Source organism: Streptomyces sp. NBC_00154 (assembly GCF_026342835.1).
In the GTDB taxonomy this organism is placed as follows: Bacteria; Actinomycetota; Actinomycetes; order Streptomycetales; family Streptomycetaceae; genus Streptomyces.
On the sequence record NZ_JAPEMI010000001.1, the window covers coordinates 6,885,059 to 6,911,706 of the forward strand.

The 26,648-nt window shown below is 70.3% G+C and carries 20 protein-coding genes; 5 read left to right on the forward strand and 15 right to left on the reverse strand.

Features of this window, described 5'->3' with window-relative positions:
* Window positions 1–45 precede the first annotated feature (45 nt).
* From OHA03_RS30865 to OHA03_RS30880, 4 genes are all read right to left on the reverse strand, one after another.
* Entirely contained in the window at window positions 46–2,415 is a 2,370-nt protein-coding gene (locus OHA03_RS30865; RefSeq protein ID WP_267006992.1) for a glycosyltransferase, read from the reverse strand.
* Between the two features lie 205 nt (window positions 2,416–2,620).
* Window positions 2,621–3,553, reverse strand: a complete 933-nt coding sequence (locus tag OHA03_RS30870) for a LysR substrate-binding domain-containing protein (RefSeq protein ID WP_267006993.1) — start codon at window positions 3,551–3,553, stop codon at window positions 2,621–2,623.
* Window positions 3,554–3,614: 61 nt separating this feature from the next.
* Window positions 3,615–4,535 (reverse strand): DMT family transporter, encoded by a 921-nt coding sequence (locus tag OHA03_RS30875; RefSeq protein ID WP_267006994.1) that lies wholly within the window; start codon window positions 4,533–4,535, stop codon window positions 3,615–3,617.
* 198 nt (window positions 4,536–4,733) lie between these two features.
* Window positions 4,734–5,345, reverse strand: a complete 612-nt coding sequence (locus OHA03_RS30880; RefSeq protein ID WP_267006995.1) for a TetR/AcrR family transcriptional regulator — start codon at window positions 5,343–5,345, stop codon at window positions 4,734–4,736.
* 229 nt (window positions 5,346–5,574) lie between these two features.
* Here OHA03_RS30880 and OHA03_RS30885 point away from each other — a divergent pair, with 229 nt between their 5' ends.
* From OHA03_RS30885 to OHA03_RS30900, 4 genes are all read left to right on the forward strand, one after another.
* Window positions 5,575–6,348, forward strand: a complete 774-nt coding sequence (locus OHA03_RS30885) for an SDR family NAD(P)-dependent oxidoreductase (protein ID WP_267006996.1) — start codon at window positions 5,575–5,577, stop codon at window positions 6,346–6,348.
* Between the two features lie 102 nt (window positions 6,349–6,450).
* Window positions 6,451–7,338 carry an oxygenase MpaB family protein gene (locus OHA03_RS30890; RefSeq protein WP_267006997.1) on the forward strand — a complete coding sequence of 296 codons (888 nt, stop codon included), beginning with the start codon at window positions 6,451–6,453 and terminating at the stop codon, window positions 7,336–7,338.
* A 27-nt stretch (window positions 7,339–7,365) separates the two neighbouring features.
* On the forward strand, window positions 7,366–9,654 hold the full coding sequence (locus tag OHA03_RS30895) for a serine/threonine-protein kinase (protein ID WP_267006998.1): 2,289 nt from the start codon (window positions 7,366–7,368) through the stop codon (window positions 9,652–9,654).
* A 60-nt stretch (window positions 9,655–9,714) separates the two neighbouring features.
* A complete protein-coding gene (locus OHA03_RS30900) occupies window positions 9,715–11,259 on the forward strand; it encodes an NAD(P)/FAD-dependent oxidoreductase (protein ID WP_267006999.1) in 1,545 nt (514 codons plus the stop codon).
* Window positions 11,260–11,280: 21 nt separating this feature from the next.
* On the opposite strand, the gene OHA03_RS30905 is transcribed toward OHA03_RS30900, so the two are convergent.
* From OHA03_RS30905 to OHA03_RS30955, 11 genes are all read right to left on the reverse strand, one after another.
* Complete coding sequence (locus tag OHA03_RS30905; protein ID WP_323181271.1) at window positions 11,281–12,255, reverse strand: alpha/beta fold hydrolase; 975 nt, start codon at window positions 12,253–12,255, stop codon at window positions 11,281–11,283.
* Window positions 12,256–12,259: 4 nt separating this feature from the next.
* On the reverse strand, window positions 12,260–14,674 hold the full coding sequence (locus tag OHA03_RS30910) for a polysaccharide lyase 8 family protein (RefSeq protein ID WP_267007000.1): 2,415 nt from the start codon (window positions 14,672–14,674) through the stop codon (window positions 12,260–12,262).
* 11 nt (window positions 14,675–14,685) lie between these two features.
* A complete protein-coding gene (locus tag OHA03_RS30915; RefSeq protein ID WP_267007001.1) occupies window positions 14,686–15,834 on the reverse strand; it encodes an SGNH/GDSL hydrolase family protein in 1,149 nt (382 codons plus the stop codon).
* Entirely contained in the window at window positions 15,831–16,910 is a 1,080-nt protein-coding gene (locus OHA03_RS30920; RefSeq protein WP_267007002.1) for a right-handed parallel beta-helix repeat-containing protein, read from the reverse strand. The genes OHA03_RS30915 and OHA03_RS30920 overlap by 4 nt, the downstream gene beginning before the upstream one ends.
* Window positions 16,907–17,536 (reverse strand): DUF624 domain-containing protein, encoded by a 630-nt coding sequence (locus OHA03_RS30925; protein WP_267007003.1) that lies wholly within the window; start codon window positions 17,534–17,536, stop codon window positions 16,907–16,909. Before OHA03_RS30925 ends, OHA03_RS30920 begins: the two co-directional genes overlap by 4 nt.
* A 3-nt stretch (window positions 17,537–17,539) precedes the next feature.
* On the reverse strand, window positions 17,540–19,528 hold the full coding sequence (locus OHA03_RS30930; RefSeq protein WP_267007004.1) for a heparinase II/III family protein: 1,989 nt from the start codon (window positions 19,526–19,528) through the stop codon (window positions 17,540–17,542).
* 3 nt (window positions 19,529–19,531) lie between these two features.
* The gene (locus OHA03_RS30935) at window positions 19,532–21,319 is read right to left on the reverse strand and encodes a heparinase II/III family protein (protein ID WP_267007005.1); all 1,788 of its coding nucleotides are present in this window, start codon (window positions 21,317–21,319) and stop codon (window positions 19,532–19,534) included.
* Window positions 21,307–22,071, reverse strand: coding sequence for an SDR family NAD(P)-dependent oxidoreductase (locus tag OHA03_RS30940; RefSeq protein WP_267007006.1), 765 nt, complete (start codon window positions 22,069–22,071; stop codon window positions 21,307–21,309). The genes OHA03_RS30935 and OHA03_RS30940 overlap by 13 nt, the downstream gene beginning before the upstream one ends.
* A gap of 45 nt (window positions 22,072–22,116) precedes the next feature.
* Entirely contained in the window at window positions 22,117–23,037 is a 921-nt protein-coding gene (locus OHA03_RS30945; protein WP_267007007.1) for a carbohydrate ABC transporter permease, read from the reverse strand.
* A complete protein-coding gene (locus OHA03_RS30950) occupies window positions 23,024–23,860 on the reverse strand; it encodes a carbohydrate ABC transporter permease (RefSeq protein ID WP_267007008.1) in 837 nt (278 codons plus the stop codon). Before OHA03_RS30950 ends, OHA03_RS30945 begins: the two co-directional genes overlap by 14 nt.
* A 144-nt stretch (window positions 23,861–24,004) precedes the next feature.
* Entirely contained in the window at window positions 24,005–25,273 is a 1,269-nt protein-coding gene (locus tag OHA03_RS30955; protein WP_267007009.1) for an ABC transporter substrate-binding protein, read from the reverse strand.
* 225 nt (window positions 25,274–25,498) lie between these two features.
* Here OHA03_RS30955 and OHA03_RS30960 point away from each other — a divergent pair, with 225 nt between their 5' ends.
* Window positions 25,499–26,602 carry a LacI family DNA-binding transcriptional regulator gene (locus tag OHA03_RS30960; protein WP_267007010.1) on the forward strand — a complete coding sequence of 368 codons (1,104 nt, stop codon included), beginning with the start codon at window positions 25,499–25,501 and terminating at the stop codon, window positions 26,600–26,602.
* Window positions 26,603–26,648 lie beyond the last annotated feature (46 nt).

A 26,648-nucleotide genomic window follows, 5' to 3' on the forward strand; every position in this document is an offset into this window, starting at 1 on the left:
CTTGTTGCGTAATGGCTGTGTCGGCGCCCATGCGGCCCTTGTCGGTCAGGAAAGGGACGTGGCCCCGGCGTGCGCAGGCTCCGGCACGTGGTGCGGGTGCACCACTTCCAGGTCGGGCAACGCCCAGCAGGCGGTGCCCATGTCCCGTGCCATCGCGGCCAGGCCCTCGGTCTCGATGAGGTGCTGGTAGGGGAAGGACGGGAAGATCAGGCCGTCGCGGTGCAGGTCGGCGCGGACCAGCAATGCGGTGCCGCCGACCGAATCCACGCGGACGAGTCCCTGCCCGCGCAACTCGTCGAGGTACCTCCGACCGAACCCCTTGGGGGGCTGAAGGATGCCGTCGCGAAGCCATTGGGACCAGTTGAGCGTGCCGGCCCTGGGCTGAAGGGCGAAGGTGTTGAGATCGTACGTGGGCCCACCGGGCGCGGTGGCACAGTGCGGGACGACGATGCCCTTGCGCGCGCCGAGCAGCCGCTGGACGAGGTCCGCCGGGTAGCCGGTGACATCGACGTCGAGCCACAGCACCCACTCCTCGTCGAGAAGGGCCCGGGAGAGCAGATGATTGCGCACCTTGGCCAGCACCGATCGGCGTCGGCGCTGGATGCCGGGCTCCCAACGGGGCCCGGCCAACTGGAGGCCGAAGTCGCGGCGTACGAGGGTGACCCGCCGGTACTCCGCCTCAAGACCGGGCAGGACCTGCTGGAGCAGTTCCGGTGTCGTGTCCTTGCTGTCGCCTTCCAGCAGTCCCAGCGAGATCGCCTCGCGCGGGTAGTCCAGGGAGCGAAGGCTGTCCAGATAGCCGGGCAGGAACGCGGCCGCGTCCTTGAGGGGGGTGAGCACCAGCACCAGGGGCCGCTCACTCGCCGGGGCCACGGCGGGCTCCACGACCGCCTGTGGTCGCTCGGAGGTTCGGTCGGCGGGGCCGGTCTCGGCGTGGGCGATCTCCCCCGGCTCGATCGGCAGCCGGGTCGCCATGGTCAGCAACCGCTCGGCGTAGACGCCGGGTTCGGCCCAGATCTCGGTCGCCACCGCGAAGTGCTCCGCGAAATGGGACTCGTTGAACGTGTTGTTCCCGTGGCACACGTACGTGTACAGCTCGGGCGCGTCAATCGATACGACCCGGCAGGTCCGGACCACACCTTCCGCTACCGGGGTGTCCTCGCCGCGGCGTTGCGCCGGGTAGCGCGGGAGCCGGTCCTTGGCGCACACCATCGACCCTTCCCAGACCCGCGCGCAGGAGACCGCGAGCTTGCGGCGGGCGGGCCACCACAGACGCTCGCGGGCGAGGAAGCACGCCTCGGCGCCGAGCGCGAGAATCGCGGCCATCTGCGTCTCGACCCGCTCCGGGTCGTACAGGTCGTCGTCGTCCCACTGGCACACGTAGGGCCCGGTGGCCCGGTCCACCGCCTCATTGCGCAGTTCGCCCAGCGTCCGCTCCTCCGGGGGGAGCCGGTGATGGCGGATCCGCGGGTCGCTCAGGTCGCGGATGTGCTGTGCGAGGGCGTCGTCGGTGGCGTCCTCCACCACGACCAGTTCCAGGTTCGGGTAGGTCTGGGTAAGGAAGCATCTGATCGCGCGTCGCGCCGTCGCCGAGCGGTCCTTGGTCACCATCAGGCAGGACACCGTCGGCGCGGGCGCGCCTGCGGCCCAGCGGCGGCGCTGCGCGTCGAGGCTGATCAAGCCGTCGGCGACCGGTTGCAGCTCCTGGCTTGCCCAGAACGGGAACCGTTTGCCGGCCGAAATCCGTGGTGTCCCGGACGTGTTGTACGCCCAGCTGTCCGACCAGTGGTGTACGGCGTACGCACGGTCGTAGTCGGCTTCCTGCGGCCCGAACAGCTCTGTCGCGTACGGGCTCACCTCGGGGTACAGGACCTCCGGGTCGAGAACCGTGATCGATTCGGGCTCCGGGGCGCTGTCGATCGCTCTGGTGAGGAAGAACGGGCCTGTCACGTCCAGAGTGCTGGGCAGTTTGTGGGTGGCGACCAGCCGGCGGTGTACATGAGCCCAGAACGGGTGGCCCGGCTGTGACGCGATGAATGCGTTGCCGACGATGCGGTCGAATCCGCGCCGGCGGGCCAGCAGCAGCCGGGTGTGCGCGTCGGGCTCGCAGCCGAGGACGAGATCGTGCCCGTCCAGGATTTCGGTGACCGGCTTCAGGCACTCGAAGTCCAGATCCACATAGAGCCCGCCGAAATGGTCGAGCAGGAAATACCGAATTGCGTCAGCCCGCATGATCGCTTCGGGATAGCCGTCGTAGACCGGCAGGAACCACGGATAGTGCTCCTGAAGGAATGCGCGATTGTCCGCGTCGGTCCACAACCGGTAGCCCCAACCGGGATGGTGGATGCGCCAGGAATCGGCCCATTTCTGCCATTCCAGCGGTACGTCCGTGTCTTTCCAGGTTTGGTGAATCAAGGCGGGAATTTTAATATGCGCAACCATTTGCGCAGTATGCCGGTCGGTCTGGTCGACGGGATTTACGGTAGGACCCGTCGGGAGAACATTCACCCGGGCAGCCCACCCACTGCAGGCGCGGCGCGTATGACCGGCGCACCTGGGCAACGTGGGCGAGTGCCGACGGAATCCCTGGGCGCAGCGGTCCCTGTCCGGCGCTCCGGTCTCAGGCCGGGGCGGTCAGGGTGGTGGCTGTCTCCTTGAGGACGTCGAGCAGGTGCCGCAGGCCTGGGCGGCGGGCGGTGCCGGTACGGCCGGCGGTGTAGACCGTCCGGGTGACGGGCTGCATCAGCGGGTGCAGGCTCAGCGGCGCGTGCGCTTCAGGCAGGGCGAGGCGGGGAACGAGCGCGACCCCGGCTCCGGCGGCCGCGAGCGAGGTCAGCACGGAGAAGTCGCTGCTGCGGACGCGGATGCCGGGGACGAATCCGGCGGCGCCGGTGGCACGCTGAACCATCTCGTAGCAGGAGGTCTCCGGACCGGGGGTCAGCCAGGGGTCGTCCGCGAGGCGGGACAGATCGGCCGCCTCACCCTCGGCCAGGCCCAGCGCCGTCGCCCGGGCCGGCGCGAGAGCGAGCAGGACCGGGTCCTCCATGAGCGGGGAGGGCTCGCACCCGGCGGGGAAATCGCGCGGCAGCACGGTGTAGCCGTGTACCAGGGCCAGGTCCACCTCGTGCTTGCGCAAGGCTTCCAGAGCGAGGTCGGGTTCCTGCTCGACGAGGTGCAGCGAGAGCGAGTGGCTCCTGCCCTCCTCGGTTCCCAGGCGCGCGAAGACGGCGGGCATGAGCCGGCGGGCGGCGGAGGCGAAGGAGGCCACGCGCAGGACGCCGTGCTCTCCGCCCCGCAGGGCCGCGAGGTCGGACTCGGCGGCGGCCAAGTCGCCCAGGACGACCTCGGCATGTGCGACCAGGAGTTCCCCGGCGGCAGTCAGGCGCAGGGTGCGCCCGTGTTTCTCGACGACCGGTACGCCGGCTTCGCGCTCGAGGACCGCCAACTGCTGGGAGATGGCCGGCGCGGTCAGCTGCAATACGTCGGCGGTTGCGGCGACCGTGCCGTACGTGGCCAGGTGCTGCAGGATCCGCAGGCGTCGCACATCAAGCATGAAGACATCCTTACAAAAGTCGACCACACGGGCAAAGACGACTTTCGCTTTCTTGGTCGGCTCAGCGATCGGCAGCGGCGGTGCGCAGCGTGAGATCCCGTCCGTCCTGCGGCACTCCGGAGCGGCGGCGGTTGATCAGTACGACACCGGCAACGGTGATGGCGCCGCCGGCCAGTTCGATCACGTGCGGGATCTCGCCCAACCACACGAAAGAGACGACCAGCGTCACGGGCGGCACCAGGTACAGGGCCGCGGTGGAGGCCGCCAGCGGCAGGCGGGCGACGGCGTAGCCCCAGATCACGAAGCCGAGAGCGGACGGCAGGAGGCCGAGGAAGACGGCAGAGAGCAGGGCGTCGGTGGGGGCGTGGGCGGTCGCACGGATGGTCGCCGGCAGCAGCGGCAGGGCAAGGACGGTGCCGGCGACCATGGCGTAGGTGGCGACTTCGAGACCGGTACGGCGGAGCAGCAGCGGCTTGGTGGCGAAGTGGTAGGTGCCCTGGACGACGGCCGCGGCCAGGACGACAAGTGCTGCGGCGGTGAAGCCGGAGAGGCCGTCGGCCAGGGTGACGACGGCGGTTCCGGCGACAGCGACGACGCTGCCGATGACGACGTTGCGCGTCAGCGGCTCGGCCAGGAAGGCGCCGGCCAGCAGGACGCTGAAGACCGGCGCCACGGCGATCAGGAGACTCGCGGTGCCGGCCTCGACGTGGATCTCGCCCCAGTTGAGCAGCACCTGGTAGGCGGTCATCCCGGTCAGTCCGCACAGGGCGATCAGTGGCAGGTCGCGCCGCTGAGGCAGGCGCACCCCGGCGAAGGGGGCGACGGCGAGCAGGGCAATGGAGGCGACGGACAGGCGCAGGAACGACAGGGCTGCCAGGCCCAGGCCGTCGACACCGACGCGGATCGCCGGGAACGCGGAAGCCCAGAGCACGACGGTTCCGGCCAGGGCCAGGAAGCGGGGGGAGGTGAGAGGAGTGAGCACCCCTTCAGGCTCCCCGTAGCAATGAAAAAGATCCAGTTAGGATTTTTTGGGGCTTACGACAGATTTTCTTATCTATTTCTCAACTCCTGCGAAACTGTGCGCGCCCGCTTCACCGGCGGCAAGCTCGTCCGGGCGTCTCGGGGCGAGGTTCTGGCCCGGCTTGCCGAGTACGGCATCCGTCCGGGCTCGTCCTGATGATCAGCTACGGACCTGCGCCGCAGGTGTCTCGTCCCGGCGCAGGGCATTGAGCGCCTGGTCGAGGGAGGTCTCGAGGTAGGTCAGGGAGTCGGTGGCCTGGAGCAGAGTGGCGCCGCCGGTGACGGCGGTCAGAATGGCCGTCGCCGCCGCGTCGGCATCGAGGCGCGCGTCGGCCTCTCCCGAGTCCTTCAACGCCTGTACGCCTTCGGCGAGATGGGTGTGCCAGCGGTCGTAGAGACGCGTGATGATGCCCTGCGTGGCCGGGCGGGCGACGTCGAGTTGGGCGGTGAGTGCGGACAGTGGGCAGCCGGCGCGCTGGGCGTCGTACTTCTCGATCACGCGCTCGCGCCAGGCCAGCCACTTCTGCCAGCTGGTGAGGTCGCCGAGCATGGGCTGCTGGTCGGCGAGGACCTGTTCGGCCTCGTACTCGGCCACCGCGAGGAGCAGGTCGGACTTGCCCTGCGGGAAGTAGTGGAACAGCTGGCTCTTGCTGGTGGAGGTGGCCGCGCGGATGTCGTCCAGGCTGACTCCGGCGACGCCGTGGTCGCGGATCAGGGCCGCCGCGCCGGTGATGATGCGCTGGCGGGTGGCGGCTCCACGGGTGGTGAGCACGATGTCGGTGACCTCCTTGCCGGCCCGCCTGCTGGGAGGCGTCGAGGGTGACCAGGCTAACTCCATTGGACTTGACAGTCCAGTTCCGCGGGTCCACATTGGACCTCACGGTCCACAGTGGACCTCGTGGTCCACTTTGCCGCCTTGCGGCAGCCCGGACCAACTGGATCCAGAGAGTTCATTCCGCGCGCCGCCACGACGCCGCGCCGACGAGAAGAGACACCGCATCATGGGTACTCGCCTGCATCACAAGACCGCTCTGGTCACCGGAGCCACCAGCAACATCGGACGCGCGATCGCCGAGGCGTTCGCCGCCGAGGGGGCACACGTCGCCGTCTCCGGCCGCAGCCACGAGCGCGGACAAGAGGTCGTCGACGGCATCAGGGCCGCCGGTGGGCGTGCCGACTTCGTCGCCGCCGACCTCGACGGCAGTGCGGCGGCCTCCCGGGCCCTCGCCGACGAGGCGACCCGGGTGCTCGGCGGGCGGGTCGACATCCTGGTCAACAACGCCGGCATCTACCCCGGCTCGACCACTCCGGCCACGGACGAGAAGACGTTCGACCAGGTCTATGCAGTCAACGTCAAAGCGCCTTTCTTCCTGACCGCCGCCCTCGCCCCTGCCATGGCCGAGGCGGGCGGCGGTGCGATCGTCAACCTCGGATCGTGGATCGCCCGCCTCGGTATTCCCGTCGGAGCCCTCTACAGCTCCAGCAAGGGAGCGGTGGAGACCCTGACCCGTGCGTGGGCCGCCGAGTTCGGCCCGTCCGGCGTGCGGGTCAACGCGATCTCGCCCGGTGTGGTGCGCACGCCCGCGCCCGACGAGACCGAGGCGCGTCCCGGCGACATCATGATGAAGGGCACCCCGGCCGGCGGGGTCGGCAGCCCCGAGTCCATCGCGCAGGCGGCGGTGTACCTGGCCGGTGACGAGGCGGCGTTCGTCCACGGAACCGTGCTCGACGTCGACGGCGGCCGGGTCGGCGTGGCGGTCATCGCCGGGGTCTGACCGGGCGGGAGCGGGGCCTGGAGCATCAGCCCGGTACCAGCGCATCCTGAGGGTGCACACGTCATACGTACGGACGCGGCCGAGCGGGAGGTACGAGCAGACATGGCGCACGCCGATCCGGGGCTCTTCGGGCCCGAAACAGTCACCTGGCAGCTGCACGGCGATCCGATGATGTGGATCGCCGGCGTGCGCGCCCTGTACCTCCAGGCGCTGCACCCCCGTGCCGTCCGCGGCGTCATGCAGAACTCCGACTTCCGCAAGGACGCGTGGGGACGGCTGATGCGCACGGCCGGCTTCGTCGGCACCATCACGTACGGCACCACGGAAGCCGCCGAGAAGGCGGGCGCCCGGGTCCGCAGGATCCACCGGCTCCTCAAGGCCACCGACCCCGCGACCGGCGAGACGTACGGTGTCGACGAACCGGAGCTGCTGCTGTGGGTGCACTGTGCCGAGGTCGACTCCTATCTGCAGGTGCAGCTCCGCTCCGGCCAGTCCCTCACCGCCGCACAGGCCGACCGTTACATCGACGAACACCGCACCAGCGCCCGCCTGGTGGGCCTCGACCCCGACGACGTTCCCGCGACCACCGCCCAGCTCGCCGCCTACTTCGACCGGGTGCGGCCCGAACTCGCCGCGGGCGCCGAAGCGCTCGACGTCGACGCCTTTCTCCGCCGTCCGCCCGTCCCTGCCCTGCTGATCCCGGCGCGCGAACTGCTGTGGCGGCGCGTCGCGGCACTGGCCTACCAGTCACTGCCTCCGTACGCGCATGACCTCTACGGCAGGCCCGCGCCACCCCTGCGTACCGTCGACCGGCGCCTGCGTGCCACCGGAACCGCCCTGCGCTGCATCCCGTCGCGGCTGCGCTGGCAACTCCCTCCCGGCCACATCGTGCGGGCGATGGAACGACTCGGCCCCGGTAGCCGCCCCGCCCCCTCCAAACTCCGTGACGGGGCAGCCATACTGGACGGGCCGGGGAGGGCGCAGCAGTAGGCGAAGCAACGGGGGCGACAGCACGCGATGGCGGACACCAGGCTGATCCAGAGCCGGTACCGGCTGCTCGATCTGATCGGGCGCGGCGGCATGGGCGAGGTGTGGCGCGCCCGCGACGAGTCGCTCGGCCGCCACGTGGCCGTCAAATGTCTCAAGCCGGTGGGGCCCCAGCACGATCAGTCGTTCACCCGGATCCTGCGCGAACGGTTCCGCCGCGAGGCCCGGGTGGCCGCCGCCCTTCAGCACCGAGGCGTCACCGTCGTCCATGACTTCGGCGAACACGACGGCGTCCTCTACCTGGTGATGGAACTCCTCGACGGCCGCAACCTCAGCCAGCTCCTGGAGGACAACAAACAGCATCCGCTGCCGGTGCCCGACATCGTCGACATCGCCGAGCAGGTCGCCGACGCGCTCGGCTACACCCATCAACAGGGCATCGTGCACCGCGACCTGAAGCCCGCCAACATCATGCGGCTGACCGACGGCACGGTGAAGATTTGCGACTTCGGCATCGCCAGGCTCGGCCACGACATCGGCTTCACCTCGCGCCTCACCGGTACGGGCATCGCCATGGGTACCCCGCACTACATGTCGCCCGAGCAGATCAGCGGCGGCCAGGTCGACCACCGCAGCGACCTCTACTCACTGGGCTGTGTGCTGTACGAGATCGCCACCGGAGTCCCGCCGTTCGATCTCGACGACGCCTGGGCCGTCCTCGTCGGGCACCGCGACACCCAGCCCGAACCGCTGCGCACCCACCGCGCCGAACTCCCCGGCTTCTTCGACCGGGTCGTCCTGGAGCTGCTCGCCAAGACACCGGAGGAGCGGCCTGCCGACGCGGGCGACCTGCGGCAGCGGATCGCCGTCGGACGCACCGGTGAACAACAGCACCTCCCGCCGGCGGGGCATCTCCAGCCGTCGGGACAGGTCCGGCTCGCCCCGCCGGTCCCCGTCGTACACCCCGGCCGGCAGCCCCCCGGGCCCGGACCGCGGCTGCCGTCCTGGACCCGCGGCATGACCATCGGACACAGGGCGTCCGGGGCCACGCACCTGGGCCTCGCCCCGCCCGACCACTCCGCGGGCCTGACCGGGGAATGGACCACCGGCACCGATCTGCGAGCCCTGACCGGAGGCGTCCCGCTCGCCCGGCCCGAGCGGCCCACACCGTCGCCGGAACTGCTCTCCACCCTCGCCAACCGGCACAGCGCGGGCCTCAACCTGGGCCGGCTCGGCCATTGGGAAGAGGCCGGCGAGGTGCACCGCGCAGTCGCCGCCGAACGCGAGCACGCCCTCGGCCCCGACCACCCCGACACCCTCTCCAGCCGGTTCGAGGTCGCGTTCACCCTCAGCCGCACCGGACGCGCCGCGGACGCACTGCGCGAGTTCGACCGGGTTGCTCAGGGCCGCGAACGGACCATGGGCCCCGACCACCCGGAGACGCTCGCCGCCCGGCAGGAGGCGGCGTACGTACTGGGCCAGCTCGGCCGCCACTTCGAGGCCCATCAGGTGTACGCCGCGGTCCTCGCCTCCAGGGAACGGTCGATGGGTCCCGACCACCCCGACACCCTGCGCTGTCGCCACAACCTCGCGTTCAACCTCAGCAGGCTCGGGCGTCTGGAGGACTCGTACCGGATGGCCCGCGACGTGGCGCACGCCCGCAGTCGGCTGCTCGGCGCCAGTCACCCCGACACCCTGGTCACTCTCTACGAAGTCGCGTACACCCTGGGCCGGTTGGGGCGTTGGTCGGACGCGCTGCAGACCTACCGGCAAGTCGCCCGGGCCCGCGCGGAGACGCTCGGCGCCGACCATCCCGACACGCTCTCCTCGCGCTACGAGGTCGGCATCAGCCTCGGCAGGCTGGGCCGCAGCGCGGAGGCCCTGGAGCTGTACCGCGCCCTCGTCGACGACCGGACGAGGGTGGGCGGCCCCGCCGACCCCGAGACGCTCCGCGCCCGCCACGGCCTCGGCGTCAATCTGGGGCGACTGGCCCGCTGGGAGGAAGCCCTCGCCGAGTCGCGCGATGTGTGCGTGATCCGGGAGCGCGTCCTCGGCCCCGACCATCCCGACACCCTCGTCAGCCGTCGCGAGGTCGCGGTGGGCCTGGGCTGGCTGGGCCGCTGGGCCGATGCCCTCACCGTGTACCGGACGGTCGCCGAGGCCCGCGAGCGCATCCTCGGCGCCGACCACCCCGACGCGCTCGCCAGCCGGAACGACGAGGCGCACTGTCTCGAACAGCTCGGGCGCGGCACGGAGGCGGTCGAGCTGTACCGCAAGGTCGCGGCGCTGCGCCAGCAGCGAGGCGTCGAACCGCACTGACCAGGAACTTCCGCCCCGCCACCTCTGGTCAGAGGCGATCGTCCCGTGTTACCAAGGGCCATGCCCGCACCTGACACGTATGACGCAGTGATCGTGGGCGGCGGCCACAACGGTCTGGTCGCCGCCGCCTATCTCGCCCGCGCCGGACAGTCCGTCCTCGTCCTCGAACGCCTCGGCACCACCGGGGGAGCGGCCGTCTCGACCCGTCCCTTCGACGGAATCGACGCCCGGCTGTCGCGCTACTCGTATCTGGTGTCCCTGCTGCCGCAGAAGGTCGTCCGCGATCTCGGGCTGGACTTCGCCGTACGCAAGCGGACCGTCTCCTCGTACACACCGACCGTGCGGGGCGGCCGCGCCACCGGACTGCTCGTCGGCGGGGACACCACCCGGGAGTCCTTCGCCGCGCTCACCGGCGGCGAGCGCGAGTACGCGGCCTGGCAGCGCTTCTACGCCATGACGCAGCAGGTCGCCGAGCGGGTCTTCCCGACCCTCACCGAGCCGCTGCCCAGCCGGGACGCGCTCCGCGACCGGATCGGTGACCCGGACGCCTGGCGGATGCTCTTCGAGGAACCGATCGGTGTGGCCGTCGAGGAGAACTTCGCCGACGATCTCGTACGTGGAGTCGTGCTGACCGACGCCCTGATCGGCACCTTCGCAGATGCGCACGACCCGTCCCTGCTCCAGAACCGCTGCTTCCTCTACCACGTGATCGGCGGCGGCACCGGCGACTGGGACGTCCCGGTCGGCGGCATGGGCGCGCTCACCGACGCCCTCGCGCAGGCCGCCCGGGCGGCGGGCGCCGAAATCCGGGTCCGCCACGAGGCGACCCGGGTCGAGACCGACGGCACCCGGGCCGAGGTCACCGTGCGCTCACCCGACGGTGAACACCGGGTCGCCGCCCGCCGGGTCCTCGTCAACGCATCGCCGCAGGCCCTCGCCGCCCTCCTCGGCGACGAGCCGCCGGCCCCCGCCGAAGGCGCCCAGCTGAAGGTCAACATGTTGCTGCGCCGGCTGCCCCGGCTGCGCGACCGCTCCGTCGACCCACGCCAGGCGTTCGCCGGAACGTTCCATATCGCCGAGGGGTACGGACAGCTCGCCGACGCCTACCGGGACGCCGCATCGGGCAGGCTGCCCGCTGCGCCTCCGTCCGAGATCTACTGTCACTCGCTGACCGACCCGTCGATTCTCGGTCCCGACCTCGCCGCCCGCGGCTACCAGACCCTCACTCTCTTCGGCCTGCACACGCCCGCCCGGCTCTTCGCCACTGACAACGAGGCGACACGCGCCGCCCTCCTCAAGGCCACGCTCGCCGAACTCGACGCGCATCTCGACGAGCCGATCGCCGACTGTCTGGCCGTCGACGGGAACGGCGAGCCGTGCATCGAGGCGAAGACCCCGCTCGACCTCGAACGGGATCTGCGACTGCCCGGCGGCCATATCTTCCACCGCGATCTCGCCTTCCCGTACGCCACGGAGTCCACCGGCCGGTGGGGCGTCGAGACGGCGCACGCCAATGTGCTGCTGTGCGGGGCGGGCGCCGTGCGCGGTGGCGGGGTCAGCGGGGTTCCCGGCCACAACGCCGCGATGGCGGCGCTGGGCCGGTGACCCGTACTTGCTGATCGGTACCTATTGACCGAACGCGCCGCGCAGCGCGCCCAGCTTGCGCGGCAGGTCGTACTCCGCGCCGCCCTCGTGCCCGTTGTACGTGAACACCTCGATCTCGGCCGGTCCGGCGTAGCGGTGGTAGGCGGCGAACACCGTCGACGACGGGCAGATCTTGTCCATCAGACCCACCGAGAACCACGCCGGAGCGGTCGCCCGCGCCGCGAAGTTGACCCCGTCGAAGTAGGACAGCGTCTCCATCGCCTCGTCGATCCGGAAGCGGTGCCCGGACAGCCAGCGGGCGATCTCCGCGTACGGGCCCGCGTCCGTGATCTGCGAGGCGCGCCGGTAGTGGCAGAGGAACGGCACATCGGCGACCGCTGCCACCACATCGTCGCGCAGCCCGGCCGCGGCGAGGGCGAGCCCGCCGCCCTGGCTGCCGCCGAGCACCGCGACCCGCGATGCGTCCACGGCCTCGTGCGCCTTGGCCGCATCGACGGCCCGCACCGCGTCCGTGATGAGCCGCCGGTAGTAGTGCCGGTACGGATCCTCGATGCCGCGCGTCAGGAAGCCGGGGGACGAGGAGCCGTGGCCGTCGGGGCCGATGTCCGGGGTGTCCGCGGTGTTCCTGCCCCCACCGCCCTGCCCCCGGTTGTCCATGATCAGATGCGCGTAGCCGAGGGCGCTCCAGGTCAGCCAGGAGTACGGAATGCCCCGGCCGCCGTTGTAGCCGATGTACTGCACCACGGCGGGTAGCGGCGCCGAGCGCGCCCGCGGCAGCATGAGCCACGCCTTCACCGGTTGCCCGCCCCAGCCGCGGAACGTCACATCGAAGGCATCGACCGTCGCGAACCCGGCGTCGTACGGGACGAACTCGGCGTCCAGATCGTGGCGGGCCGCCTCGGTGAGCGTCTTCGCCCAGAAGGCGTCGAAGTCCGCGGGCTCCTCCGGCTCCGGCCGGTACTCCCGCAGCCGCGCCAGGTCCATGTCGAACAGCAAGGGTCTAGCTCCTCTTCAGGGTCAGGTTGAGCGTGAGGGTTGCGCCGTGGCGTTCAGCGGTGTCGGCCGTGATCCGGATGCCCGTGGCCGTGGCCGAGGCGCTGACGCCCGGATCGGCGGAGACGACGGTCAGACCGCGCTGCGCGAGGTTCAGCACGACCGAGGACCGCAGCTGGGTCGGATCGGACAGGGACACCGTCACCGTCTTCCCCTCGGGCCGCACCAGCACCGACGCAGGCCCGTCCGAGGTGAGGTCCTGTGCGGTGCCCGCGGTCCAGAAGTTCGCCGCGAACAGCCCGTCCGCGCAGCGGCGTACCGCATGCACGGCCGTGGAGTCGGCGACCAGCTTCACCGGCGGCGCATCCGACCACAGCCTGGTGCGTCCGGCGGACGCGGCGGGCGCCTGCAGCCAGAAGTAGCCGGCCTCGTCCGGTGCCGTTCCGTGGTCCTGCCACAGCGTCAGATACGGGCGGGTGACGGGGGTGTCGGTGCCGTACTTGAGGTTGATCTCGCGCCAGGTCGCGGTGCGCTCCTCGCGCAGGCCGTTGACGGTCGTGGCCCTGGGGAAGATGTAGCCGCCGGTCCCGGCGAGGTGCAGCCAGCGGACCCGGCCGAGCCGATCCGACCAGCCCGCGCCGGCCGGCACTGCCTTACCGTTGACGAGGAGAGCCGCCTGCGGGTCGCGCAGTTTGCGGTTCTCCACGACCGTCTCGGCGGTGCCCGCATCGGCGGTGATGCCCGAGCCGACACAGGCGATCACGTCGTCCAGGCAGAACCAGCTCTTCAGACCGCGCAGCGAACTCCCGAACGCGCGCAGCTCCATCCCGTACGCGCCGAGCGTCGTTCCGGGCAGCACCGCGCCGCCCGCCCAGTCCGCCGTGCTGGTGGTGCGCTGGCCGGCCGCATCCGCAGGGCGGCCGGCGACGACGGTGGTGCCGGGCAGCCGGGCCGGGTCGACGGTAGGCCAGTAGTCCTCGCTGTAGTGCCCGAGATCGTCCGTGTAGAGCAGGACCATGCCGTCGGAGAGATGCCAGGCGTGCAGGTTCTCGTTCTGGATCGACTCGTAGTTGTAGATCCTCGACGAGTGCGCGGAGATGCCGAGCGCGAACGACGGCCGGTGGTGGGCCGCCTTGTCCATCCGCGGGTGCTGCTTGTGGGCGACCAGCGGGCCGCGCGCCGGGACGGGCGAGGCGATGATCCGCCGGGCGGCGACGAGCGTCGCCAGGTCGGTGGCGGCGAGGAAGTCCCGGTAGGTGTCCTCGGCGATCCACTGCTTGACCAGCGCCGTGAACCGGTCGGCGGTGTCCCCGGGGAAGCTCGGGATCAGCCGCACCACAGCCTCGATGACCGTCTGTGCCGAGACATGCCCCTGTTTGCTGGGGCGGGCGATCTCGCGCCCGCAGACCGACGCCATCACGTCCCCCCGGGCGATCAGCGGGTCGAAGCCGTCGTCGACCCAGTGCCGGACGTTGTCGAGATCGGGGTCGGTGACCGTCCACGGCGTACCGGCGAGCAGGTTCAGCAGCCGCGAGAGATTCCCGAGCAGCTCCTTGCCGTAGCCGCCGTTGTACGGGTGTTTGTAGTGCTGGAGGAACGAGCCGTCGGAGTAGAAACCCTCGCCGGTGCCGTCCGCGGCCGCACTGGTGTCGTTGAACGCCAGCACGCTGTTGGCCCCCGAACCCTCGACGTCCGAAAGAGCGTCACGGACCCGGAGGAGATCGTCGCCGTTGTCGCGCAGTACCGCGTTGACCGCGACGACGGTGGAGATCCACACCCGGTTGGCGCCGGTCGCGATCTGCCGGTCGGCCCGCCACAGGTTCGGGTCGGGCGTGTAGTGCCGGACGGCCGTGCTGATCCGGTTCAGCCGCTCCGTGCCGAGGGCGTCGTACAGCAGAACGGACGCGTCGTTGAGGGCGAGCGCGGAGCCGATCTCCCAGTCCCAGTCGTTGTCGAACCTGGGGTGCTCGGGGCCGTAACGGTTTGTCAGCATCCAGTCGATGCCGGCCAGCAGCAGATCGCGCAGCGCGGTGTCGCCGTACTGCGGGGTGCCGGGGACGGCCCACGCGGTCGCGACCGTGGCGAGGCGCTTGAACGACGTGGTGACGTGGTTGGAGAGCGTGGTGCTGGTCAGATCGGGGAACAGCCCATCGCTTCGGGTCGGGTCGAGGCCCTTGACGGACGTGGTCGCGGCCTTGCCGATCCTGGCCACCGTCGCCGCGATCTGCGGGTCCTCGAGATCGAGCCCCGGGCCGCCGGTGAGCAGGGTGTGCCAGCGGGTGCGCAGCGCGGCGGCGTCCCCCGCTGCGGCGGATGCGGTCCCGCCGGCCGACGTGACGGGCAGCGCGGCGGCTGCGCCGAGCGCCGCTGCTCCGGCGAGAACTGTGCGTCGGGTGGTGCCCCGGGTGGTACCTCGGTTCATGATGCGGGCCCTCACAGGAGATGTCGGCGGTCGACGGCCGCGGCGAGCGCCGCATGGCCGGAGGGGTTGGGGTGCAGTCCGTCGCCGCTGTCGTGCGCGGGCAGCATCCGCGAGGGGCGGTCCGGGTCGCGGACCGCGGCGTCGAAGTCGGCGACGGCGTCGAAGACCTGGCCGGTGCGCACCGCCGCGTTGATCCGCTGCCGGACCGCTTCGAGTCCGGGCGTCCAACGGGTCCAGCCCTCGAACGGCGTGATCGTCGCGCCGACGACCCGCAGCCCGGCGCCCCTGCCGCGCAGGACGAGCTGTCGGTAGCCGGCCAGGACGAGCGCGGGATCGGTCTGACCGGGCGGCTGCTGAAGGTCGTTGACCCCGAGGTGTACGCATACGGTCCGCAGCCCGGGCAGCGACAGCACATCGCGGTCGAAGCGGGCCTGTCCGCTCGGCCCGAACCGGGGGTCGTCCAGCAGCACCCGGTTGCCGCTGATACCGAGATTGGCGACGGCCGAGCCGGGAAGGCGTCGCGCCAGCTGGTCCGGCCAGCGCAGATCGGCGTCGTCCGGCGTGCCGACACCCTCGGCCATGGAGTCGCCGAGTACCGCGATCACCGGCCCGTGCGCGCCTGTCACCTCGACGCCCGTCAGCAGGTACACGGAGGTCGTGCGGACACCGTCGACACGGTGCGAGGCATGGGTGTTGCGGTGGAAGGAGAGCGGTCCGGTGGGGCCGGGCAGCCGGGTCTCCACGGTAAGCCGGCCCGCTTCGGTGGTACGCAGACCGGCGACCGGATCACTCGTCAGCGAGGCACCCGCGGCGATCCATGCCTGCGGCCGCCCGCCGAAGGTCACCGGCTGCCCGCCCGCCGTCACCGGCCCGATCAGGACCGGTACGGTGCCGAACGCATGCCCGTACCGCAGCCGGACCTGTCCGCCGGCCGACAGCCGGACGGTGGCGGTGAACGTCCCGTCGGTCAGTCCGGTGCTCGCCACGGCGTCGGTTGCGGTCGGCGCGGTCTGTGCGGTCGCCCAGGACGTCGTCCAGCGCGACCGCTGCGCGCCATTCCGCGGCGCTTCTGCGGCCTGCGTGTCCGGCACCGTCGCGGCTACCGCGGCCAGTCCCGCCGCCGTCAGTACCCCGCGTCTCGCGGGTCCCCGGCCGCTCACTGCGGGCACGCACCCGTCGGCGTGTACTCGCTGCCGTAGGTGCCGACCGCGTCGCCGCCGGTGTTGCCGCTCATCGTGTTGGTGCACACAGGCCCCTGCGGGGTGCGCATGAACTTGATGCCGCCGCCCGCGTTGCCGGTGACGGTGTTGCCGTAGACGCTGGTGTCGATACCGTCCGTCGCGGTGTCACCACCGAGCCTGATGCCCGCGCCGACGTTGTCGTGAACGGTGTTGTAGCGGAAGATGTTGCCGCTGCCGCGCGCGTCGAGCCCGCCCGAGCTCGGGTCCTTCTGGCCGCTGCAGTCGTTGTACTCCACGTAGTTGTTGGTCGCGTTCTCCTTCACGTCGACGCACTCATTGCCCTGGGTGGCGATGGTGTTGTGATGGATGCGGTTGTTCCTGCTGATGTCGGGTGCCGCGTCCGGGGCGCCGTTCGCGCCCTGCTGCTCGGGGGCCGTGCCGAGGTAGATGCCCTCACCGTTCTTGCCACCGCCGCCGAACTTGAAGTCAGCGACGCCACAGTTGGTGATGGTGTTGCCGGAGATGTCGGCGCCGGTGACGAGATAGCGCACCCGCAAGCACTCGTCGGCGGCGTTCTTCAGCGTCATATCGGTGATGTGCAGCGCGCCCACACCATTGCCGGGGGTCGTGCTCATGACGTAGATGAGCTTCAGGCGGTAGCCCGACACATCGGTGGACGACCCGTGCAGCCCGTCCACGGTGAAGCCGCTCAGTGTGGTCGAGTCGTGCTGCACCTGAATGATCCGGGCGTCGCCCGCCCCCTCCACCACGGCGGTCGAGGGTCCGGTGATCGTGACGCCGGCGCGCCTCGTCACCACGTCCTGCTCGTACGTACCGGAGGCGAGGTGCACCACCGCGCCCGTCGGCGCCAGGTCCACGGCCTTCTGGATCGTGGCGAGCGGAGCACTCGCAGACGTACCTGCGTTGGAGTCACTGCCCGACGGCGACACGTAGTAGCCGGTCGCCGACTCCGCCGCGACCGACGGCGGCGGGAAGGCGAGCGGAGCGCCCGCGGCGAGTGCGGCGACGAGGGCGGTGCGCAGTAAACGGCTCATGGGGTGTGCCTCCTGGGATCGGCGAAGGACAGGGCGAGCAGTACGGGAATGCTCGGGCCGAGAAGCAGCGGCCCCAGCGGTACGACGAGGGAGAGCAGGGATGCGGAGATCACCGCGCCGAGCAGTGCGGTGCCACGCGCCGCGGACCCGAAACCGAGCACCAGCGCATCGCGCGACCAGGAACGGACCATCCCCTGTGGCGAACGGCCTGCCTCGGCAGCCAGCGCCACATGATGGATGACCGCAGCCGCCGCGATGCCCACCTGCGCGGCGAGCACCACGAACGTCCAGGGCTCCGAACGGCCCAGCAGATGGACGATGTTGGCGGTGAGGACGAACGCCGCGACGGTGGACGCCAGCGAGTGGAGCCACAGCGCGCGCCAGTACTGCGGGAACGCCGTGAACGCGCGGGTGAAGCACCGGGTGTCCCCATCGGTGCGCCACCCTTGCAGGGCGTACCCCATCGCGGCGAGCGCGGGCAGCCACGTCACGACGCCGAGGGACAGTACGGCGAATGCGGCCCCGGCGGCTGCCGGGTAGGCCACGAACTCCAGCCGGCGCAGCAGCGTCGGCCATCCGGACGGGGTGGCGGCCCGCTGTTCCGGGGGCGAGAGTGTTGCCCGCATGGGTCAGCCGACCTTTCCTGTGTACGGCTCCGGGACATCGAGGAGCACGCGTCCGTTGAGCTCCAGCCGCGTGGCCGCGACGACGTACGGTGCCTGAGCGTCGTCGCGGAGGAGCACGGCCGCGGCATCTGCGGAGACGGCAGCGGTACGGATTCGGCGTGCGACGGGGGAGAGCAGCACCGTTTCGCCGTGGAACGTGACGCCGTGCCCGTCCGTGCACTCGGCCCGCTCGCCCGGGTCCGCCGAACCAGGCGTGATCGCCGTGAGGAACAGTCCGGAGACGGACCGCGGGGACGTCGACCGGAGCGTGTGCAGCGTGCGGGTGAGACGCAGCTCCGGTGTGCTGGACGTCGGATTGGCCTCGACCTCGGTGACTTCCGAGGTGACCGATGGGTCGAGCGGGGCGAACTGCCATACCCGCGCCACGGCCGAGCCGGACCGGATCAGCCGCGTACCGTCCGGCTGCGGCTCAGTGGGCCGGTCGGTCTGGAGGAGGAACGTCCACTCCCGCCCCTCGCCCGGTTCCGACTCCGCCAGGTCGAGCAGCACCAGCCGCCCCGACGGGGTGAAGACCAGCGTCCGGTCGAGCCTCCGCACCCCGAGCCCCGGGTCGTACATCGTGGCGATCTCCGCTGTCGCGTGCGCCCAGCCGCACTCGTCGCCGACGAGCACATCGCGCTGCCGGGCCTGACGCTCGAATGGAAGGTCCTTGTAGACGTGGTAGCGGTCCTCGTCCGCGTAACCCCGCCCGTCCACCAGCAGCAGATTGTGGTGCGCGGCCCGCTTGCGGTTGCTGTAGCCCTCGTCCACCGCAAGGAACTCACCCTGCGAGACCATCACGAAGGAACCGGAGTCCGGGTGGTGGTGCCCCTGGTTGAGGGTCTCCCAGCCCCGCTCGGCCCGGTGCTTCGCAGATGTCTCCCACGCCTTGTGACCGCCGCCCGGACTCGCCTTGAACGAGACGAGCGTGGCGTCGTCGTCCCATCCCGTACGCGCCGCGAGCAGCCCCAGATCCGGGAAGAACGCCCGGGTCTCCGTGGGCCGCGTGGCCGGCACGGACGGGTCGTACCAGAGGTATTCGAGGTAGGCCTCCGGCAGGATCCCCGGTCGCACCCCGCTCTCCGACGTCTCCTGCCAGAGCAGCTCGCCCGAGGCCAGATCGCCCATCCACTGAGCCTCCGGGATGCCGTACTGGGCAGCCAGGCGGTAGTACAGGGCGGCGCTGTGCCCGCTGCGCCGGTCGTGGCAGTCGCCGTGGTCGACATTGCGGGCGAAGCCGGGGGCGGTCTGGTGCAGCCGGAAGCGGAACGTACGGGAGAGGAAACCGCCCCGGTTCCACCAGTCGATGCCCTCCGCCTCCTGGAGGAGATCCAGATGGATGGCGAGGAACGGCACGCCGTAGCGCCAGTAGACGACCCCCTCGGCGTGCGAGCCGTCCTCCGGCATCAGATCGAGGACCGTACCGAGGTTCTCCTTGGCACGCTCGGTCCACTCCTCCTTGCCCAGCACGTACCCGGCCGTCGCCAGCCCTGCGTAACAGATCCAGTTGTGGTTCTGCCAGTACGACGACGACCACCAGCCGCCCTCGCTCGCCACCGCGAACTCGTACATCCGTCGCCCCTGGAGCAGCAGTTTGTACCGCAGCAGTGCCCGCAATCCGTCCGGCAGATCGTCACCGATCCACCGGTGGGCGAGCGACAGGTGGTGCAGCAGCCAGCCGGCGTCCAGATCGTGGTCCGGCATATGGGCCTTGCCCCAGTGCGGCAGGCGGACCGCCGCTTCGATCCAGCGACGGCTCTCCGCCAGATGTGCCGGATCGCCGCCGACCCGGTGGGCCAGCGCCGGATTGGATGCGGCGGGACCCAGCCACGTGATGCTGGCCGGCGGGTGGGCGCGAGGCGGGGTCAGCCCGCGCTGCCGGGCGGCCTCCTCGTACAACCGGGCCTCCTGGGCGGGGCGCGGGCCGGGCGGCGGGGTAGCCGAGAGCAACACGGGTCAGTCCTCCGTCCGGAACCATGTCGTGCTGCCGTCGGCCAGACCGACCGTCAGCCCGTCATCGCCCAGCTGCACGTCGGCGACGGCGGGCCCCGCCGACGACGCCTGGTACACCGAGGCGAACGTGACCCGCTGCGCCTGCGCAGTGAAGTCGACCCGGGTACACATCCGCTGCGGATCGTCGGCCGGACCGGGGCCCGGCCGGGTGACCGGCCGGACCGGTATGCCGGTGGTGTGCGTGTGCCACCCGTGCAGCGTCTCGTCGCCGTACCACGTGGTGCGCACGGGACCGCCGGCCTGCAGCTGGACGTCCAGCGCGACGCCGGGGCGCAGCTGCGAGGTGAACTGCCTGGAGTCCTCCGCCGTCACCGTCAGCAGATCGACGAGATAGCCGTCACCGACCGTGATCCGCCGCACCGCCCGCACACCTTCGTACGCTTCGGTCACCTCGGCGCGGACGGAGGAGCCCTCCGAATCGAGCAGCTTCCCGGTGCACTCCGCCTGTTCGGCGTGGTCCACCCGGAAGGCGGGATGCGCCGCCGTGGATGCGTACAGATCACGGAACTCGGTGTGGGCATAAGGGACCTGACCGGGATCGGGCTGCCACGGGGTGGAGTTCCCGTACAGATACAGCGACAGCTTGTCGCGATGTCCGTGCGAGCCCCCGTGCGGACCGAAGTCCAGCAGCGCATGGATTCCCGCCCCGCGCAGAACCGCATATCCGGCTCGGCCGAACACCGTGACCGGACCCGGCGCCGGACGCTCCGGCAGCGGCGGGCCTGCGAACCAGCCGCTCAGCGCCCGGTCCAGTCCGTCGTCGTGCGTGCCGAGCTCGGCCCGGGCCCGCCCGGCCACCGCCTCCAGGGCCGAGGACGGCACCAACTGCTGTGCCAGCGCCACCAGTTCGAGCCACTCCAGCGCAAGCGGACGGCGCAGATACGGGCCGTCGTGCAGGGCGGGAAGAATGCCGCCGGGTGTTGCGACGACCGCCAGCACATCCGTCATTCCGGCGAGTACGTCGACCACGTCGGACGGAATGGCCGCCGGATCCATCGAGCGGAGCGCCAGCAGCGCTGCCCGCAGCACGAACCCGTGGTAGTAGGTGCTGCCCTCCCACTCCCAGCCGTCGTCGGCGACCGCGACGCGCAGATGCGCGTACAGCCCGTGGTCGCCGTCGAGCCATACCTTCGCGCCCTCCCACTCCTGACCGCGGGCGGCGGCCGCACCACGACTCGCCGCCACACCTGCGGCGTTGAGCCACGCGGTGTAGTTGGAAGCGAGGTGCCCCTGCCCCGTCAGTACATCCCGGGCGTCCAGCGCCGCGCGCTCCAGATCATCGAGGAGCGGCAGCACCGCTGCCAGACCGTCCGTGGAGTCCTCGGCGAGCGTGATGACGGTATGCCCGATGCCGACCGCCCAAATGGCGTCGGTCAGCGCCTGGTGGAAGAGCCGACCGCGCAGCATCCAGGCCTGCGCCTCACCGTGCCGCTCGGAGGCGAGCTCCGCGTACAGACCCGCGTACTCGACGAGCCGCGCCACCGCCTCCGCCCGCTCACCCCGGTGGGCGAGCACCCGCAGATGCCGCGCCCACGCCTGGTGCGACAGCACCAGCCAGGCGCCGCGCACCGCCTCGTCGTCCACCGCGCAGCCGTACGAGCACCGCGCACCACCGTCCGGGAAGGCCCCGGCGAGCAGATCACCGTGGTCGAGCTCGATCCCGTGCACCGGGCAGACGTACGCGTGCCACCAGCCGCCGCGCTCCCGGGCGATCCGCCTCAACGCGGCCATACGCCACCGTCGATGTCCACCGTGGTGGCGGTGAGGAAGCCGGACGTCGGCGACGCGAGGTGGACGACGGCCGCGGCCACATCCTCCGGCGTGCCGGCCCGGCCGACAGGGATGCCCGCCTCCATCGCCTGCTGCGCCTCCGGCGCGGTGAACGTGTCGTGGAAGGCGGTGCCCTTGATGAAGCCCGGGGCGACGGTGTTGACCGTGATCCCGGTACCGCCGAGTTCCTTGGCCAGCCCCTTGGTGAAGCCGCGGATGCCGGCCTTGGCCGCCGCGTACGCCACCGAGCCGGGGCCGCCGCCGTTGTGCGCGGCCAGCGACGACATGGTGATGATGCGACCGGCCGACGACTTCGTCAGATGCGGCAGCGCGGCCCGCACAGTACGGAACGTCGACGTCAGGTTGGTGGACATCACCCGGTCGAAGTGGTCGTCGGTCATCTCGGCGATCGTGGTGCGGCCGATCAGATGTCCCGCGTTGCAGACCAACACGTCCAGCCCGCCGAGGAACCCGGCCGCCTCATCGACTACCCGGTCGACGTCCGCGGTCACGGTCACATCGGCCTGGAACGCCTTGGCCCTGCGACCCAGCGCCTCGATCGCGGAGACCGTCTTCGCGGCCTCGTCGGCCGAGGAGTGGTAGTGGACGGCGACATCGGCGCCGGCCTCGGCGAGGGCGACGGCGATGGCGCGGCCGATGCCGTGTCCCGCTCCTGTCACCAGTGCGCGGGATCCGTTGAGATCAGCAGACATGGGAGATAACCCTTTCGGTAACCGGCCGCTCGGGACCGGAACCGGTCACTTGAGACCGGCAGTTGCGAAGCCCTGCACGAAATAGCGCTGGCCGATGAGGAAGAGCACGACCATGGGGAGGGTGGCGAGCGTGGTGCCCGCCATCAGGAAGTGCCACTGGGTGCCGTTCTCCGTCTTGAAGACGGAGAGCCCGACCTGGATCACCCGCAGGCTGTCCGTGCGGGTCACCAGCAGTGGCCAGAGGAAGTTGTTCCAGGACGACTCGAATGTCAGCAGCGCCACCGTGGTGAGTGCGGGCTTGACCTGCGGCGTCATGATCCGTGCGTAGATCCGGAACTCGCCTAGCCCGTCGAGCCGGGCCGCCTCCTCCAGTTCCACCGGAAGGTCCAGATAGAACTGACGGAAGAGAAAGACGGCGAACGGGGTGACGGCGCCGGGGACGATCAGCGCCCACCAGGAGTCCAGCCAGCCGCTGCCGCCCTGGCCGAAGATGTCGTTGCCGCCGGCCAGCGGCATGAAGCGGACGATCAGGAACTCCGGCAGCACCTTCGTGTACGTCGGGATCATCAGCGCGGCGATGAAGAGATAGAAGATGACCTCGCTGCCACGGAACCTGATCCGGGCCAGGGAGTACCCGGCCATCGACGCCACCAGCACATTGAGCACCGTGTGGCTGATGGCGATGATGAAGCTGTTGCGGGCGTAGGTGGCGAACGGCGCCGCCTTCAGCGCGTCGAGATAGTTCCCGAACTCCCAGTGCTGCGGCAGCAGTCCGGCGTCCTGCGACGCGATCTCGACCGGTGTCTTGAGCGAGGTGAGCACCATCCAGATGAACGGCACCACCATCAGCAGCGAGATGACGGCCAGCGTCACGTAGAGCGCGATCCGCCCGACGGAGACCTTCGGGGACGGGCCGCGCGCAGGCCGTGGCCGGGCGCTCGGCTTCTGCAGCTCAGCTGTGGCCACGGGTGCCTCCCATGATCCGCCGGTTGACCAGGGTGAACCCCATGAGCAGCACGAACAGCACCAGCGACTGCGCACAGGCATAGCCGACGCGGAACTCCCGGAAGGCGGACTTGTAGATCTCGTACGTCATCATCGTGGTGCTGTTGGCGGGGCCGCCGTCGGTGAGGATGTAGATCTGGTCGAAGGACTGGAACGCGCTGATCATCGACGTGATGAGCACGAAGAACGTGGCGGGCTTCAGCAGCGGCAGCGTGATCGAGAAGAACTGCCGCACCTTGGAAGCACCGTCCACCGAAGCGGCCTCGTACAGCTCCTTCGGCAGGGACTGCAGCGCGGCCAGGTAGATGAGCATCTTCATGCCGATGCCCTGCCAGATGCCGACAAGGATCACCGAGGGCATCGCCCAGGTCGTCGACGAGAGCCAGGCCGGCCCGTCGATTCCGAGGAACGCGAGCAGCGCGTTCAGCAGCCCGTTGCCAGGGTTGTAGATCCACAGCCAGACCAGCGCGATCGCGACGGTCGCCGTCACCTGCGGCAGGAAGATCGCGGTACGGAAGACGCCGCGGGCCCTCAGCCCGGTGTGCAGCGCCAGGGCCATCAGCAGCCCCAGCGCCATCCCGAACGGCACGGTGAAGAAGGTGTAGACGACCGTATTGACGATGGACTTGCGGAAGACCGCGTCGTCCAGCATGTCCCGGAAGTTGTCCAGCCCCACGAACTGCGGCGCCGTCAGCACGTCGTACTTCGTGAAGGCCAGGACCACCGAGGCGACGACCGGCAGGCCGATCCAGAGCGAGGCGTGCAGCAGTGCGGGCGCCACCATCAGCATTCCGGCCCGTCGCCGCCGGCGTCCCGGGCCCGTCGGGGCCCGACCGGTGCGCTTCGGTACCGTTTTCGTCTCAGGCGGCGAAGGCGGCCGTGCGGGCCTGGCCTTCACCACGGATGTCGTTCCCACAGTGACGGGTCCTCACATCCGGCCGATGGCGGCCTCGGCGAGCCGGCCGAGTTCCGCGATGGCGTCCTTCGCGGACTGACCGCCCACGATCGCGGGCTCCAGCGTCGGCTTGATCTTCTCGCGGATCTCCATCCAGGCCGCGGTGCCCCCCTCCGAGCAGGCGTCGCCCATGCTCTGCAGGGAGAGGTCGACGAACTTGTTCTCCTTCACATAGGTGGTGTCGTTGAGATCCTTCAGCCCCGGCACCGAGCCCCGCTGCTTGGCGGCGCCGAGGATCGACTCGGGCGTCGCGAGGTGCTCGACGAGAGCACGGGCCGCGGCAGGGTGCTTGGAGCTTGCGGACTGGGAGACGAGCGTGCCGCCCTGCAGCATCGCCGGCTTGCGGTTGGCGAGGATGAACGCACCCACCTTGTCGCCCTCGATCAGCTCCGGATTGGTGTCCTTCAGCTGATTCCACAGGGCGCTGGTCGACATCATCATCGAGGCCTTGCCGGTCTGGATGTTCGACGGAGCACCCAGGTCGGTCTTCTTCGCGTAGTCGGACGAGCCGTCCTTGACCAGGTCCTTGAAGAACTGCAGCGCCTCCACCCCACGGGCGTTGTTGAACAGCACCTTCTTGCCGTCCGCACTGAAGAGCCGGCCGCCGTTGGCGAAGAGGAACGTCTCCCAGCACTGACGCAGATCGATCGAGAACGGGTCGAAGCCGAGGCGGCCGTCCTTCGTCAACTGCTTCGCCACAGCACGCAGTTCGGCCCAGTTGGCCGGGGTCTTCCTGATTCCGGCCGCGGCGAAGTGGTCCTTGCGGTACACGACGATGCGGGTGTCGAGCACGACCGGCAGGGCGTACAGCCTGCCGTCGTACCGCGACGGCTCCAGCACCCGCTTCTCGTAGTCGTGCGCGGAGGCCAGCTTCTCGGGCAGCTCGGCGATCGCCTTCTTGGCGGCGAACGGCGGGATCCAGCCGACCCCCATCATCAGTACATCGGGCAGCAGCCCGCCCGCGAGACCCGTGGTGATCTTCTCGTTGAGCTGGGCGTACGTGGTGTAGTCCACGTTCACCTTGACCTTCGGATGCTTCTTCCTGAAGCCCCCGAGGATCTCCTGCTCCAGCAGTGTCTTGCCGTCGGTGCCTTCGTAGATCGGGGTGAGCAGCGTGATCTCACCTTCGGCGGGGCCGTCGGCGGAGCCGGCCGTCGACGTGCCGGTACCGCATCCGCCGAGCGCTGCGGCAGCGGCGCCCGCACCGATTGCGGAAAGCAGCGACCGTCTGTTGAGTTCCATGGGACACCCCTCTGGAGGTGGAAGCTGTAGATCGATCCAGCGATGACAACCCAGCCACTACTGGGAAGCGCTGGTAAATCGATGCACTGATGCTAGGAACGCCTCAAGAGGGACGTCAACAGCTGATGCACGAGAATTTTCAAGGGAGTTAACAGGTGTACCGGTGAAGAGCGTTCAGTAAATCGGTACACTGGGTCGTGGAATGGGTTCCGAACCGGAGGTGGCATGAGCGGGGTAACGATCCATCAGGTCGCGGAGGCTGCTGGGGTCTCCGCGAGCACGGTGTCGAACGTCCTCAACGGACGTACGGACCGTATGCAGGCGGCCACCCTGGCCCGAGTCGAGCAGGCGATCGATCAGCTGAGCTACCGGCCCAACCGTGCGGCAAGGATGCTGCGCACCGGCCGGATCAAAGTCATCGGTCTCATCGTGCCGTCGGTCGCCAACCCCTTCTGGGGAGCGCTCGCCCGCGAGTTGGAGGCCATTGCGCTCGCCGAGGGCTACCACGTACTGCTCTGCAACAGTGAGCGTGATCCGGCCCGCGAGCTCAAGTACGGCGAGGAGCTGCTCGCCGACGGGGTGAGCGGAGTGGTGCTCTGTTCCTCGCTGCCGTCGCTCGACCATGTGGCACCGCTGCTCAGCCGCGGTCTGAAAATGGTTGCCTTCGACCGCACCGCCCAGGCGGGTGACCCGCCGTCACTGGCCTCCATCAGCGTGGACAACGCGATGGGTGCCGAACTCGCCACGCGTCATCTCATCGAACTCGGCCACCGGCGGCTGGCGTTCGTCTCCGGGTCGGTCAACAGTGTAAACCGCCGCGAGCGACTGCGCGGCTTCCGCGCCGCCCTGGAATCGGCGGGGCTCGATCCGGCCGACGCGGTGGTCTGGCCGGGCGCCGACACCACCGAGTTCAGCGACAAGGATGCCGCCGAACTGGGCCGCAAGGCGGCGCGGGAGCTCCTGTCCGGACCACGCCCGCCCACTGCTTTCGTCGCCATCAACGACATGTGCGCGATCGGGATCTGCCGGGGCGCGAAGGATGCGGGGCGCAGCGCCGGACAGGACGTCTCGGTGGTCGGCTTCGACGACATCCTGCTCGCCGACCTCTTCGAACCGCCGCTCACCACGGTCCGTCAGCCGCTGCCGGAGATGGCGGCCGAGACGTTCCAGCAGCTGCGGGCCAGGATCGACTCGGCCCCGGTGGCAGGCCGTTCCCTGCTCATCCGGCCGCGACTGGTCGTGCGGGAGTCGACGGCCCCGGTCCCGGTGCCCGTGCCGGCCGGCGCCTCCGTCCCTGCGTCGACGGAGGCCGGACAGCCGCTCGTGTGATAGCGGGGGTACGGAACCGCCCGTCGATTCCGCACCCCGCCCTGTT

Excerpts from the sequence above, each read along its gene's own strand:
- OHA03_RS30870 (WP_267006993.1), bottom strand. The coding sequence starts at position 3,553 with ATGCTTGATGTGCGACGCCTGCGGATCCTGCAGCACCTGGCCACGTAC.
- OHA03_RS30885 (WP_267006996.1), top strand. The coding sequence starts at position 5,575 with ATGGGTACTCGCCTGCATCACAAGACCGCTCTGGTCACCGGAGCCACC.
- OHA03_RS30890 (WP_267006997.1), top strand. The coding sequence starts at position 6,451 with ATGGCGCACGCCGATCCGGGGCTCTTCGGGCCCGAAACAGTCACCTGG.
- OHA03_RS30895 (WP_267006998.1), top strand. The coding sequence starts at position 7,366 with ATGGCGGACACCAGGCTGATCCAGAGCCGGTACCGGCTGCTCGATCTG.
- OHA03_RS30900 (WP_267006999.1), top strand. The coding sequence starts at position 9,715 with ATGCCCGCACCTGACACGTATGACGCAGTGATCGTGGGCGGCGGCCAC.
- OHA03_RS30910 (WP_267007000.1), bottom strand. The coding sequence starts at position 14,674 with ATGAACCGAGGTACCACCCGGGGCACCACCCGACGCACAGTTCTCGCC.
- OHA03_RS30920 (WP_267007002.1), bottom strand. The coding sequence starts at position 16,910 with ATGAGCCGTTTACTGCGCACCGCCCTCGTCGCCGCACTCGCCGCGGGC.
- OHA03_RS30925 (WP_267007003.1), bottom strand. The coding sequence starts at position 17,536 with ATGCGGGCAACACTCTCGCCCCCGGAACAGCGGGCCGCCACCCCGTCC.
- OHA03_RS30935 (WP_267007005.1), bottom strand. The coding sequence starts at position 21,319 with ATGGCCGCGTTGAGGCGGATCGCCCGGGAGCGCGGCGGCTGGTGGCAC.
- OHA03_RS30940 (WP_267007006.1), bottom strand. The coding sequence starts at position 22,071 with ATGTCTGCTGATCTCAACGGATCCCGCGCACTGGTGACAGGAGCGGGA.
- OHA03_RS30950 (WP_267007008.1), bottom strand. The coding sequence starts at position 23,860 with ATGGTGGCGCCCGCACTGCTGCACGCCTCGCTCTGGATCGGCCTGCCG.
- OHA03_RS30955 (WP_267007009.1), bottom strand. The coding sequence starts at position 25,273 with ATGGAACTCAACAGACGGTCGCTGCTTTCCGCAATCGGTGCGGGCGCC.
- OHA03_RS30960 (WP_267007010.1), top strand. The coding sequence starts at position 25,499 with ATGAGCGGGGTAACGATCCATCAGGTCGCGGAGGCTGCTGGGGTCTCC.